Below are 14,744 nucleotides of genomic sequence, written 5' to 3'. Positions count from 1 at the left end.
ACTTAAATGTAGCAAAATTAAGTTAGCTAAATACTAAACTTTAATAACGTTTTTACGGTAATGTTCTAGTAATGCGTCTATTGGGCGTCTAATTATATTACCTATCTCTAATTGATAAGGTTGTGCTACAGCTCTAATAATATCTTCACTAAAGTAAGCTATGGTACCAATAAAGTGAATTGGCACATTTTGAGCTTGCTTAAAACAAAGCACTCTAGAGTGAATAAATTCTTGCAAACCTTCATGAACAAGCTTGTAGAAATATCCATTACGCTCATTAGAGAAAATAAATTCAGCGAAAGATGCTAAATAAGTATTTGGGTTTTCTTCTTTGTAAAGATTCCTTTTAATATCGTCGCTATCCAGATTAAAAGACTGTTCAAACTTAACAGCCAATTCTGGAGGCATACGTTTGTAGTAATAATCACGAATTAATCGTTTTCCAAAATAATTACCACTAGCTTCATCCATAAGCATATAGCCTAAAGATTGCACTGTCATTTCAATGTTCTCACCATCAAAATAACAACTATTAGAACCGGTTCCTAAAATACAAACTATTCCAGGCTCTGTGGTTGCAGCATATACCGCAGCTACCATATCTTCTTTTACCATAACATCATCTGCATGGGTAAAATAAGAAGCAATAATATCTTCTAATAATTTCCTTGGAGTTTCTGTTCCACATCCGGCACCAAAAAAATGAACTTTTTCTACAGTGTCAATAACTCCTCTAAGATCCTCATTTTCTGCTAAACGCTCTTCGAGTTGTCTTTTTGGAAATACCGCTGGATTTAGTCCTTTAGTACGAGTCTTAAAAACTACTTCTCCCTCCATATCAAGAAGGATCCAGTCACATTTGGTGGAACCACCGTCGGCAATTAATATCATTATTATTTCTTTATATAGTAAAAAAGGCTGTTTTAAACGCAGGTTTAAATATTGCTTTTAAAACAGCCTTCAGAATTATTTTAGTGTGCTTTATTAAATTGAAGCCACGTGTGCTGCAAGTTCAACAAGTTTAGCAGAATAACCATATTCGTTATCGTACCAAGCCACTAATTTAAAGAAATTATCGTTTAATGCAATTCCTGCATCAGCATCAAAATTACAAGTATTTGTATTTGATACGTAATCTTGCGAAACTACCATCTCTTCAGTATAAGAAATCACTCCTTTATAAGCTCCTTCTGAAGCTTTTTTGAAGGCTGCTTTTACTTGCTCGTAAGTTGCAGCTTTTTCTGTTCTTACTGTAAGATCTACTACAGAAACATCTGCAGTTGGAACTCTAAAAGCCATTCCTGTAAGTTTTCCTTTAAGAGAAGGTATTACTTTAGTTACTGCTACTGCAGCTCCAGTTGAAGTAGGAATAATGTTGTTTAAGGCACTTCTTCCTAATCTGTAATTTTTCTTGTCTGGACCATCTACGGTAGACTGAGATGCAGTTGCTGCATGCACAGTTGTCATAAGACCTTCTACCATTCCAAATTCATCATCAATCACTTTAGCTAGTGGCGCTAGACAGTTTGTAGTACAAGAAGCATTAGAAACGATGGTATCTTCAGCCTTAACATCTTTATGGTTTACTCCCATTACAAACATAGGAATATCTTTAGAGGGTGCAGATATTACCACTTTTTTAGCTCCCGCTTTTAAGTGAGCTCCGGCAGAATCCATAGACGTGAAAATTCCTGTACAATCTAAAACAATCTCTGCTCCAACTTCATCCCACTTAAGATCTTCGGGATTGCGCTCTGCAGTAATTCTTACGGTGTTTCCATTAACTACTAAATGCCCGTCCTTCACTTCCACTTCTCCATCAAACTGACCGTGAACTGAATCATATTTTAATAAATAAGCAAGATGGTCTACATCTAAAAGATCGTTTATAGCTACAACCTCAACTTTTCCACTAGAAATAGCATTTCTAAAGGCTATTCTTCCAATACGGCCAAAACCGTTAATTCCAACTTTTACACTCATTTTTTCTAAATTTAATTTTTTTTAAATAGAAGTGATGTCTGCCACCCTTCTCAAATTCTTATCATATTTAGGTTCTCCTTGAATAGCAACTTTTAATGGAACGGAGACCACTTGCTGATGATGAATTCCAACCATAATGGTTCTCTCCCCTCTTAACAAAGCATCTACTGCTCCAACTCCTAATTTACTTGCTAATACTCTATCATAACAGCTTGGAGAACCCCCTCTTTGAATATGTCCGAGCACAGAAACTCTTACCTCATATTCATCCAGGTTTTGTTCTATAAATTCTGCCAGCTCAAAAATGTTCTTTCCACTTTTATCGCCTTCAGCAACTACTATGATACTGGATGTTTTTCCAGTTTTCTTACTTTTTCTTAAAGATTCTATAAGTCTATCTACCCCTGTATTTTCTTCAGGTATCAAGATCTCTTCTGCCCCGGCCCCAATTCCACTGTTAAGTGCAATATCTCCAGCATCACGCCCCATAACCTCCACTAAGAAAAGTCGGTTATGAGAACTTGCGGTATCTCTAATTTTATCTATAGCTTCTACTACTGTATTTAAAGCAGTGTCATATCCTATAGTGAAATCTGTTCCGCTTATATCGTTATCTATGGTACCTGGAATCCCGATAACCGGGAAATCAAATTCTGTATCAAACAAAAGCCCACCGGTAAAGGTTCCATCCCCACCAATAACTACTAATGCATCTATGTTAGCATTCTTTAGGTTATTATAGGCTTTCTGTCTTCCTTCTTTGGTTTGAAATTCTTTAGATCTTGCCGATTTCAGAAAAGTTCCTCCTCTGCTTATAACATTACGTACCGATCTAGCATTTAATTCTTCAATATCATTTTCTATAAGACCTTGATATCCTCTATAGATCCCTGCACATTCAATATTATTAAAAGCACAACTTCTTACTACCGCTCTAATTGCGGCGTTCATTCCGGGAGCATCACCACCAGATGTTAACACTCCTATTTTCTTGATTTTTTCTTGCATTAATGTAAAAATATTCGATTTGAGCCTTAAAACCTAATTTCAATCAGCACTCAATCGTTTTCGGTTGATAACTCATAAAAAAAGCCTCATTTCTGAGGCTCATTAATAATATATTAGGAAAAAAACCTATCTATTTGTTAATATGATAAATTCCCATGGCTTAAAATTCATCTTTTGATCTGCCTTAAGTTCAACAGATTGACCTTTAATATAGTCATGAAAATCTCCTTTAAGATCTAAAGTAAACTCTGCAGGAGCTTTGGTCATATTCGCAATGTAGATCACTTTTTCATCTCCATTTGCTCTTTCAAAAGCCAATACATTTTTATCATTACTTGTGGTTAACCTTTTATATGCTGATGCCTTTTTACCACCGGCTAAAGCTGCATCATCATTTTTAAGTTTTCCTAATTTCCCCATTAAATCCCAAACTTGACCTTTAGTTTTTGGAATACTGTCTTTTTCGAAGAATTTTAATCTATGGTCAAGACCATATTCTTGTCCGCTATAAATTAAAGGCATTCCGGGAATTGTATAGGTAAGCGCCAACATAGTTTCAGAAGCATCTCCCATTCTTTCCTTAACAGTTCCACTCCAGCTATTCTCATCGTGGTTGGTTACAAAATTCATTAAGATATCATCTTTTTGAAAGGTAGTGTCTATCTTTTTCATGTAAGCATCCCACTTTTCAACCGTAGCTTTTCCTTGAGCAATATCATTCATAATATGATGACCTTCCCAGTTGTACCCCATATCAAAAGCTTTGTGAAAAAGATCTTTATCTTCAGACTCTGCCAACATAAATACCGGACGAATAGCTTTAATCTTATCTACAGCTTGTTCCCAAAATTCTGTTGGAACTTCACCTGCAACATCAGCTCTAAAACCATCTACTTGATGTTTATCTACCCAATATGTTAAACTATTGGTCATTGCAGTCCAAAGATCTTTATTGTCATAATTAAGATCTGCAGTATCTGTCCACCCCCAAGATTCTCCAGTTTCAGGATTAATAGGATCTATGATCTCTCCTTTGTCATTCTGAGTATAATATTCTGGATGCTCTGTAATCCATTTACTATCCCATCCTGTGTGATTTGCTACCCAATCCAAGATCACGTACATGCCATTTTCATGAGCGGTATCTACCAAATCTTGAAAATCTTCTTCAGTACCAAATTCAGGGTTTACAGCAGTATAATCTGTTACTGCATAATAACTTCCTAAATATTTCTCACGCTCTTTTTCATCTTTAATATCACTCACAAACCCTCCTCCGGTTGCTTTTCTATTTTTTACCGAAACAGGATAAATTGGCATTAACCAGATCACTTTAACTCCCAATTCTTTTAACTGCGGAATGTCTTTCGTAAATGCTTTAAAAGATCCTTCTTTTGAATACTGACGAATGTTTGCCTCATAAATTACAGAACTTTCAAGATCTGAATCTGCTACAGGAGCTAATGTTTCCTGCTCATTTTCCTGAGTTACAGTTTCTTCTTGCTTGTCATTCTTGCAAGAAGCCATAAATGCTACTGTTACCAGCGCTAATGCTATTCTTTTCATAGTTAACTTTTATAAATGATTAATTGAATTTTAAATGGATCGTGGAGTTTTCTGTGACTAATTCTATTCTGAAACTAAGTTCTTTAGCGTTCTCATTCCAGCTGAATTTTTGAGATTTCCCATTGAAATCTAATTCTTTTGGTTTTGCTGAAATATTATGAATGATGATATCTAAATGCTTAAATTCTGATCTGAAATTTGCTCCTAACTCTTTTTTAATTTCAATATCAAGCTCGCTTGCTGAAGTCTTACTCTTCATTTTCAAAAGTTCATAAGCTCCATCTTTAAACGCATTTGGAGTTTTTCCATCATCATTATAAACTTCAGCTTCGCTTTTTTTTGCTTCAGCATCATAATAAAAATGAAGATCAAGATCTGAAACGTTATAATCAGTAGTATTTTGCATAGGCTTAGCCATCGGAATGATAGACCCACCTCTTACAAATGTTGGAATATGATCTTTTTCTAAATGCACTTCAGCAGTTGTTCCTTTCTTATATTGTTGTCCTGTGTAAAAATCGAACCAATTAGAAGTTGCCGGAAAATAGATCTCTTTTTCAGAAACATTTGGTTCAACCACCGGAGAGATCAAAAAATTATTCCCCCATAAATAAGTGTTAGAAATGCTATAAAGCTTATAATTTGCAGATTCTTCAAAGAATAAAGGTCTCATTAAAGGCAACCCAGAATTGCTGTTTTGATAAGCGAGCGTATAATTATAAGGCAATAATTGATACCTCAACTCAATAGATTTTTTAGCGAGTGCTTTAGTTTCAGCATTCTTAAATACAGGTTCTGAGGCTACTGCTTCTTGCGCATGCGGACGAAAAATGGGTTGAAAAACGCCATATTGTAACCAACGTGTGTAAAGCTCATTATCTTCCAGATCTCCAGCAAAACCTCCAAGATCTGAATGCATATAAGCCAGCCCTTGAAGTCCCATTTGTAAAGAGATCTCCGGTTGTGGTTTTAACCCACCCCAACTTCTGCTCACATCTCCAGACCATGGAATCAAACCAAATCGTTGCGACCCTGCTGCTCCTGCTCTCATTAAAATAAACGGACGTTCTTTTGGAAATTCTTCTCTATAACCATCATAGATAAGTTTTGCCCAATAATGCCCGTAGATATTATGAACTTCGTCTGCGCTGCCAATACTGTGTTGCAATTTAGATGGATGAACTTCTGGTTCTCCCAGGTCTCCCCACCAACCTTTTACACCATAACTTTTAAGATCTTTATAAATATCCCAAAACCAATCTCTCGCTTTCGGTTTAAAAATATCTACCAAACCGGTGTTCCCAAAGTAAAAATCAAATTTAAAAGGTTGGCCAATAGAATCTGTTCCTAATACATTTTTAGCAACCGCATTATCCCATTTTTTGGACGTTGTTAATATAAATGGTTCTGTTACTAAAATGGTATTCACGCCCTTATTAAGTAATTTGGCAATCATCTTTTTAGGCTCCGGGAAAGAATCTTTTACAAATTCGAGATTTCCCATGGTGCCTTTAATATCATGACCAAACCAAAACAGATCCAAAATAATAGCATCTACCGGAATGCTGTCTTTTTTAAATTTCTCAATGGTATTCAAAACTTCTTGCTGAGAGTGATATCCAAATCTACTCGAGAAATTACCTAATGCCCAACGAGGCGGCATTGGCTGGCGACCTGTTAATAAGGTATAATTTGAAATAATATTTTGCCATGTTTCTCCAACAATTACCTGATAGGTCTTTCTGCCACTTATTGTCTCATAAGTCAGCGTATTGTTGTGCTCACTGTCCAAATCTAAATATCCAATAGGAGCATTATCAAAATGCAACAAATATTTCTTTGAAGAAATAGCAATTGGAAGCGTATAGTTGAGTAATTCAGATTTGGTGGTATAGCCATAATGTGCACGATTGTATAGTTTAAGTCTGTTGCCTCTTCTATTCATTCCCAAGGCACGAGCTCCTCCTCCATAAAGCATTTCAGATTCATTTAAATTGAAGTCTAATTTTTCATATTCTTCAGTTTTGGTATAACCAGCTTTTTCTGAAAGCACTTTTTCACCTTCAAAATAAAAGCTTACCTGAAATGGAGCTTTTGTAATTACAACATCAAGGCCATCGGTATCGATTTTTAATGAATTATCATCTTCAGAAACATTTACCTTCACATTTTTAGACGATAATATCACCGCAAAAGATTCCGGATTGTACTTTTCACCTTTTGGAATAAAAGAGGTTTCCATTATCTCATTGGTGAAAGGCATAAACCGGTATGCTCCATCGTTGGTAGAAATGGTGATCACATTAGCTTCTACTTTATGTGCTTGATATTTTCTGTCAGGATTTTGTGCCTGTAATGAGAAGGAAATTATTCCTATAAACAGAGCAACAAAAAGCTGTTTTGAGATTATGAATGTTAGCTTATTTTTCAAATTTTATTTTTATAAAATTACTTCAACTCGATCACCATCGGTGATTTTGCATTGATCTTTAATTTCCCAGAAAGATCTACTCCTTCTCCGGTTAAAATATCTGTTCCGGAAGTATGATCTTTAATTCCTTCAGCAAAACGATCTAATGAGATCTCTTTATCTTCAGAATTATTATTCATTACCACCATTACCGTTTCTTTCTCGTTATATCTGAAATACACATACACATTGTCTTCCGGTAAGAACTGCATCAATTCACCAAAATGAAGTACTTCTTTATTCTTTCTATAATTCAACAGTTTCTTGGTGAAAGAATAAAAATCATTCTGATTATCTGTTCTTCCTGCTTGAGTAAAAGCACTTGCATTATCACCTTGCCATCCTCCGGGAAAATCGCGACGAATGTCTCCATCTCCTTTAGAGTCTTTGTCTCCCATCATTCCTAACTCATCACCATAATATACCTGAGGAATTCCTCTAGTGGTGAAAACAAGTGTCATTGCCAATTTGTACTTATCAAGATTTCCATTATAGATCTGATTGATCCTGTTGGTATCATGATTTCCGGCAAAGACTAAAATATTATCGATATCTGCATACAAGAAATCATTTACAAAATTCTCATAAGCTTTCATCATTCCATTTCCCCAACCTTGATCTTCTTCATTAAACATAGAGGTTAACGCATCATGCAAGGTGAAATCCATCACAGAAGGCAGGTAAGAATTATAACTTTGAATGGCGCTAATTGGGCTGTCTTTTTGCCAAAAAGAGATCTGCGCCTGATCGTGCATCCAAACTTCCCCAACGATATTGAAATTTGGATATTCATCCATAATTCCTTTCGTCCATGCAGCAATTCCCTGTTTGTCATTATAAGAATAGGTATCCACTCTAAATCCGTCTAGATCTGCATACTCTATCCACCAAATTGCATTTTGAAGTAAATATGTAGTCACTAAAGGATTGCTCTGATTTAGATCTGGCATTGTCTTGGTAAACCAACCATCTACGCAATATCTCAGATCTCTTGCAGAAGCATTTTGATCCATTTGCGTGGTCATTCTGTAATTAGAGTTGGCGTATCCCGGAAACTGATGAATCCATGTGTAGGTAGGAAGATCTTTTATCATCCAGTGCTCTGCGCCCCAGTGATTGGTAACATAATCCATAATAAGTTTAAGATCTTTTTTATGCATTTCGGCGGAAAGACGCTTGTAATCTTCATTGGTACCATAACGAGGATCGATGTTGTAAACATCGCTTTGCGCGTAGGTATGATAAGAATATGTAGGATCATCATCTTCTAATAACGGGGTACTCCACAATGCTGTAGCTCCTAATTCTTCTATATAATCTAAATGATCTATAATTCCCTGAATATCTCCTCCATGTCTCCCTCCTAAATTCTCACGATCTGCTTTTTCCAACATTTCTTTGGAAGAATCATTTTTAGGATCTCCATTTGCAAACCTGTCTGGCATGATGAGATACATAACATCACTAGCATCAAAACCTTGACGTAAAGCTGAACTTTCACGACGCTCCTTTACTTCATAATTCTTGCTGAAAGTCACTTTCCCTTTTTTCTTAAAATCGATTTTTAATGTTCCTGCTGCTACATCTTTCAAATCTAAGGTTACAAAAACGTAGTTTGGGTTTTCGGTTTTTGTAATGCCGTTGATCACAACATCATTGCTCACAGCTACATCATATTGGGCGATATCTTTCCCGTGGAACATGATCTGCAATTCATTTTGTTGCATTCCAGACCACCAAAATGGCGGTTCCATATGATCTATTTGCGCGTTCACAGAAAATCCGCAAACTAAAAAGACTAAAAAGACTAAAAATAAAAGGTTAGATACTCTCATAAATTCGATATTCTAAGAAATAAAAGATCCAGAGAGCGCAATACATTTAAATGTTAAAGAAGATATCTTCCAACTAAAATGCAATATGTGCTTTCCGGATCTCTCAATATTTATTAATTTTTTAAACGGTGATCAATTCATTTGGAATGACTTCTACCAACCTATCTTTTACCAAGATCTTAATAGCCTCCTCTCCTTCTAAACTGAAAGTAGTTTTATCTGCCGCTACCTTGATCTTTAAGATCTGATTTCTAAAATTCACTTTAAAAGAATAGCCTTTCCACTCTTCTGGAATTCTTGGGTTGAAGGAAAGCTTATCGTCTACGATTCTCATTCCACCAAAACCTTCTACAATGCTCATCCAAGTTCCCGCCATACTTGTAATATGACACCCTTCTTTTACCTCGTTGTTATAATCATCAAGATCTAATCTAGAAGTACGAACGTAAAACTCATATGCCTGGGCCATTCTTCCCAATTTCGCAGCCTGAATACTGTGTACACAAGGAGAAAGAGAAGATTCATGAACGGTTAATGGCTCATAAAAATCGAAATGTTTTTCTAACTCATTTTCTTTAAAATGATCTTCAAAGAAATAGAAACCTTGCAATACATCTGCTTGTTTAATATAACAAGATCTCAAAATTCTATCCCAACTCCATGTTTGGTTTATCGGGCGCATTTTAGGATCTAGATCTTCCACAGGAATGATCTCTTTATCTAAGAAACCATCTTGTTGTAAGAAAACTCCTTTTTCTTCTGAATATGGGAAATACATATTTTCAGCCACATCCTTCCATTCCATTAATTCAGAATCTGAAAGATTGGTATGCCCCATAATTCGATCATAATCTATTTTATGACCAGATTTTACCTTGTCTATCATTTGCATACAATACTCGATACACCATTTTGCTAAATAGTTGGTATACCAGTTATTGTTCACGTTATTTTCATATTCGTTAGGCCCGGTAACTCCAAGGATCACAAATTTATTCTTCGCTTTGCTGAAGTTTGCACGTTGCTGCCAGAAACGAGCCACAGCAATCATTACTTCTAAACCTTTTTCTGGGATGTAATCAAAATCTCCTGTATAGCGCACATAATTGTAAATTGCGAATACCATAGAACCGTTACGGTGAATCTCCTCAAAGGTGATCTCCCACTCGTTATGACTTTCTTCCCCGTTCATAGTAACCATTGGATATAAAGCAGCGCCATTAGTAAAGCCTAATTTTTCTGCATTTTCAATAGCTTTTTGAAGGTGATTGTATCTGTACGTTAATAAGTTTCTTGCAACCTGCTGATCTTTTGTAGCCATGTAGAATGGAATACAATAAGCCTCCGTATCCCAATAGGTGCTTCCACCATATTTTTCTCCGGTAAATCCTTTTGGTCCAATATTAAGACGTTCATCTTTACCAGAATAAGTTTGATTTAGCTGAAAGATGTTGAATCTAATTCCCTGTTGTGCTTTTACATCTCCTTCAATAGAAATATCTGCCATTTCCCAGATCTTAGCCCAGGTTTCTTTTTGCATTTGCAACAAAGCGTCAAAACCATGATCTAAGGCAGTAGCAAGCACATTTTTAGCTGCATCTACCAACCCATTTTTCTCATGATTCATGTCTGTAACATAACCCGCATATTTACGGATCTTTACTGTGTCCCCTTTTTCAGCAAAAACAGCATAAGAGAATTCTATTTTGTTTTCTTCTTGTTTAGAATTGAAGTCTGCTTGAACTTTCTCTTCATTCACAAAAATTTCAGACTGCATATACGTACACGCCAAAAACTCAGTTTTAAGCGTTTGAGATGTAATAAAAGCCTGATGACCTTCTTCTTTTATCGCTACCGTTTTCCAGAAACGTTCTTCCCAGTTAGCATCGGTATTACTAATTCCGCTGTCTAAATAAGGTTTGAAAACGATCTTCGCTTTCCCGCTTAAAAGTTCTACATTATAGTCTATAGCTCCTAACTCATCCAATTCCATAGACAGGAATCTGGTAGCAGTTACTTTAATTTTTATATCATTTGGAAGGGTAGCCACAAAACTACGTTTTAACCATCCTTCTTTCATGTTCAATTCTCTGCGGAAATCTTCAATACTTTTACACGTATTAAGATCTAAAGCCTCACCTTCAATTTCAACATCTATCCCAATCCAGTTTGGAGCATTCAATACTTTTGCGAAATATTCCGGATATCCATTTTTCCACCAGCCAACTTTTGTCTTATCTGGGTAATAAATACCAGCTATGTAACTTCCCTGAAAAGAAGAACCTGTATAAGATTCTTCGAAATTGGCACGTTGCCCCATGGCTCCATTTCCAATACTAAAAAGACTTTCTGAAGATTTCACCCGTCCTTTCTCAAATCCTTCTTCAATGATAGACCAGCTATCCGGTTTTATATAATCTTGATTCATCGCTTACTTGGTAACTAATTTTTTAATAAAATCTATTTCAATTTCTGTGAAATCGGTAAAAACGTGATCGGCTTCATTTAAAACAGCTTCTTCACCAATTCCAATACTTGTCATTTTAGCTAAATTTGCAGCCTGAATTCCGGCAACCGAATCTTCAAAAACTACACAGTTTTCAGGTGCAACATTTAACTGATCTGCTGCACTAAGGAAAACTTCAGGATTAGGTTTTGCTTTGCTTACATCGTTCCCATCAACTATAGCATCAAAACTTTGATACAAGCCTACTTTTTCTAATATATTCCTTGCATTCTTACTAGCAGAGCCTAAAGCAATTGGAATATCATTTTCTTTTAAAAAATCAATGATTTCAGAAACGCCTGGCAGAATGTCACTTTTAGTCATTCCAGAGATATAAGAAAGATAATTATCATTCTTCATCGCCATTTGTTCCATAAATTCGTCTTCGGTAAGTGTTACGCCACCCCAGCCCAAGATTATTTCTAAAGATTTCACTCGGCTTACTCCTTTAAGCTCTTCGTTTTGGGTTTCTGTGATATCAAATCCAAGATCATTTGCTAGCTTTCGCCAAGCCAAAAAATGAAATTTTGCAGTATCTACAATTACCCCGTCCAGGTCAAAAATGACTCCTTTACTATTGCTCACTTATATTAATTTTACGTTGAGTTTTTACTCTTAATGTTAATAATCCTGCTACAATCATAGAAACTCCTCCTATAATTAGCGCATAGATTGGCTCGTTATTGAAAAGTTCTTTAACTAAAAATCCTAATATGGTTGCTGCAACTATTTGCGGAATTACAATAAAGAAGTTAAAAACTCCCATATAGTAACCCATTTTTGCTGAAGGTAGTGATCCTGAAAGCATGGCATATGGTATAGACAAAATACTCGCCCATGCAATTCCAACTCCCACCATGGCCATTAACAGTCCTATTTTATCTGAAAGAAAATAGATAGAAATAAGCCCTAATCCTCCTGCACAAAGTGCCAGCATGTGTGTGAATTTATTACTTGTTCTTCTAGCCAGTACCGGTAACAAAAATGCTACTGCTGCTGCAACTCCATTATAAACAGTAAACATTACTGTTACCCAATCTGCCGCATCATTATAAAGTTCTGAGGTAGTGTCTCTTGTTCCAAAAACATGTCCGGTTACGGCCTGCGTGGTATAGATCCACATGGAGAATAGTGCAAACCATGAAAAGAATTGCACCCACGCCAGTTGCTTCATAGCAGATGGCATGTTTAACATGTCTGTAATAATAATTGTGAATCCGTTTCTCGTATTATTCTTACGTAATTGAGAAACTATCATAAATAATAGACCTATTATAATGAGACCTATAAATAAGATATAAAGTTCTTTTGTATATTTTTCATAATAGATAAAAGCAGAAACTACAGTTCCCAAGATGGTCATTCCAAGACCAGACATAAACTGTACTTTAATGTTCTTTGCTTTATCTATAACAGGCTCTACTCGAGCTGGATTTTGCTCTTTATGAGACTTCTCAAAAGCTGCAAGCTCTGCCGGAGAATATTCTTTAGATTTAATAACCGTCCAAAGTACTGCTAGGAAGAAAACTATACCACCCACGTAGAAAGACCATTTAACAGAATCTGGAATGATACCTTCTGGAGCTGTGTTGCTTACACCAAACCAGTTGGTAAACATATAAGGTAATAAAGAGCCAACCACAGCACCAATTCCTATAAAGAAACTTTGCATGGAAAACCCTAGAGTACGTTGCCTTTCTGGTAAATTATCACCTACAAAAGCACGAAATGGCTCCATAGAGATATTTATAGAGGCATCCATCATCCATAATGTTCCGGCTGCAACCCATAAAGTTGGAGAATTTGGCATGATAAATAGTGCCAGAGAGGATAAAATTGCACCAATTAAAAAGTAGGGTCTTCTCCTACCTAATTTGGTCCAAGTACGATCACTAAAGTATCCTATAATAGGCTGAATGATCAATCCTGTAACCGGCGCGGCGATCCATAGTATAGGAATATCCTCTACATTGGCGCCTAAAGTTTCAAAAATTCGGGAGGTGTTTGCGTTTTGAAGCGCAAAACCAAATTGTATACCCAGGAAACCGAAACTCATGTTCCAGATCTCCCAAAAACTAAGGGTGCGTTTTTGCATATCGTAAGTTTAATTTACTATTACGACAAGCACTAGACTCGTCAAAACATATAATCAGGAAGTGAAAATATCAGTTTTGAGAGGTATTAAAGTTGGTAAAGATATATATTTTTTTAAAACTCCAATGTTAAATTAAATTTTTGTAGAAGTACGTTCCACAAGTCCAGTTTCTACTATAACTGTTTGATAATGCTCCTCATCATCTTGATTTTCTAATTTTCTTATTAGAATTCTGGCTGCCTGCGCTCCCATTTCTGCCCCATGCTGATTTACGGTTGTTAAGCTAGGAATGAACCTTTTAGATAGTTCCCCATCAGTAAACCCAATTACCTTCACATCTTCTGGCACCTTCAATCCATTTTCTTGGAAAGATTTAATGGCATAGATCGCAAAATGTTCGTTCACGGCAAAAAGGCCATCCATATTTTTTTCCTTCAGAAATTCTTGGATCTCATTCTCACTTAGATCAAAGTTATCTACCTTTAAGATCAAATCTTCATCGACCTCGATATTATTCTCCTGCAGCGCCTTTTGGTAACCTTCTGTTCTTAATTTTCCAACACTTACATAATCTACGGTAGTTAACAATCCTATTCTTTTACAACCCAGATCTATCAATTTCTGAACAGCTTTTTTTGCACCATTTAAATCATCTATTATCACCTTGTCACAATATATTTCATCAATCACCCTATCAAACATTACCAACGGCATCCCTTGGTTAATTACCTCATTTAAGTGATGATAGTCTTGCTTCTGCTGGGTTTCTTTGGCCACAGATATTATAAAACCATCGGTACTTCCATTAGCCAGAAGTTCCATATTTATAACTTCTTTATCAAAAGAATTATTAGACATACATATAATAACATGATATCCTTTTTCATTTGCAACTTGCTCAATACCGCTAATTACGGTGGTAAAGAAATGATGCACGATCTCCGGAATAATCACCCCTATGGTCTTGGATTTCCTATTCTTTAAGCTTAAGGCGATATTGTTAGGCTTGTAATTATATAGTTTAGCAAAGGCCTTAATCTTTTTTCTAGTATCCTCACTAATTTCTGCACTATCTCTCAAAGCCTTAGAAACTGTAGAAATAGAGACGTCTAATTCTTTGGCGATTTGTTTTAAGGTTAATTTTCTTTTCATAGAATTATTATTCTTAGGACGGCAAATTCAATTTTCAGTAAAATTATCATAAAAAATCTGCTTGATCGTTAATTTACAAAAGTTTTCAACACGAAAACGTTTGCGTTGTGCCAATAGCTGAAATGACCC

Annotated in this window: 10 protein-coding genes; all 10 read right to left on the bottom strand. The window is 35.8% G+C overall.

All coding sequences use genetic code 11. The annotated features are described in order from the left end of the window. Positions 1–33: 33 nt before the first annotated feature. The 10 genes from P163_RS04160 to P163_RS04115 all read right to left on the bottom strand — a co-directional run bounded on the left by P163_RS04160 (position 34) and on the right by P163_RS04115 (position 14,615). On the bottom strand, positions 34–891 hold the full coding sequence (locus tag P163_RS04160) for a BadF/BadG/BcrA/BcrD ATPase family protein (RefSeq protein ID WP_034887981.1): 858 nt from the start codon (positions 889–891) through the stop codon (positions 34–36). A 93-nt stretch (positions 892–984) separates the two neighbouring features. Continuing rightward, positions 985–1,983: a type I glyceraldehyde-3-phosphate dehydrogenase gene (gap, locus tag P163_RS04155; protein ID WP_034887980.1), complete on the bottom strand. Its 999-nt coding sequence runs from the start codon at positions 1,981–1,983 to the stop codon at positions 985–987. Positions 1,984–2,004: 21 nt separating this feature from the next. Further along, the gene (gene pfkA, locus P163_RS04150) at positions 2,005–2,991 is read right to left on the bottom strand and encodes a 6-phosphofructokinase (RefSeq protein WP_034887978.1); all 987 of its coding nucleotides are present in this window, start codon (positions 2,989–2,991) and stop codon (positions 2,005–2,007) included. A gap of 126 nt (positions 2,992–3,117) precedes the next feature. Beyond that, positions 3,118–4,557 (bottom strand): alpha-amylase family glycosyl hydrolase, encoded by a 1,440-nt coding sequence (locus tag P163_RS04145; RefSeq protein WP_034887977.1) that lies wholly within the window; start codon positions 4,555–4,557, stop codon positions 3,118–3,120. 19 nt (positions 4,558–4,576) lie between these two features. After that, entirely contained in the window at positions 4,577–6,988 is a 2,412-nt protein-coding gene (locus P163_RS04140) for a TIM-barrel domain-containing protein (RefSeq protein WP_231556153.1), read from the bottom strand. A gap of 17 nt (positions 6,989–7,005) precedes the next feature. After that, a complete protein-coding gene (locus tag P163_RS04135) occupies positions 7,006–8,862 on the bottom strand; it encodes a glycoside hydrolase family 13 protein (RefSeq protein WP_034887976.1) in 1,857 nt (618 codons plus the stop codon). A gap of 121 nt (positions 8,863–8,983) precedes the next feature. Beyond that, positions 8,984–11,290, bottom strand: coding sequence for a glycoside hydrolase family 65 protein (locus tag P163_RS04130; RefSeq protein ID WP_034887975.1), 2,307 nt, complete (start codon positions 11,288–11,290; stop codon positions 8,984–8,986). A 3-nt stretch (positions 11,291–11,293) separates the two neighbouring features. Further along, entirely contained in the window at positions 11,294–11,953 is a 660-nt protein-coding gene (gene pgmB / locus P163_RS04125; protein WP_034887973.1) for a beta-phosphoglucomutase, read from the bottom strand. Continuing rightward, positions 11,943–13,463, bottom strand: a complete 1,521-nt coding sequence (locus tag P163_RS04120; protein ID WP_034887972.1) for an MFS transporter — start codon at positions 13,461–13,463, stop codon at positions 11,943–11,945. Before P163_RS04120 ends, pgmB begins: the two co-directional genes overlap by 11 nt. Positions 13,464–13,595: 132 nt before the next feature. Then, on the bottom strand, positions 13,596–14,615 hold the full coding sequence (locus P163_RS04115) for a LacI family DNA-binding transcriptional regulator (RefSeq protein WP_034887970.1): 1,020 nt from the start codon (positions 14,613–14,615) through the stop codon (positions 13,596–13,598). Positions 14,616–14,744 lie beyond the last annotated feature (129 nt).

It is taken from the genome of Gillisia sp. Hel_I_29 (assembly GCF_000744275.1).
GTDB lineage: Bacteria > Bacteroidota > Bacteroidia > Flavobacteriales > Flavobacteriaceae > Gillisia.
Note: the sequence above shows the minus strand (reverse complement) of the source record. Positions and strands in the feature narration are given on the sequence as shown.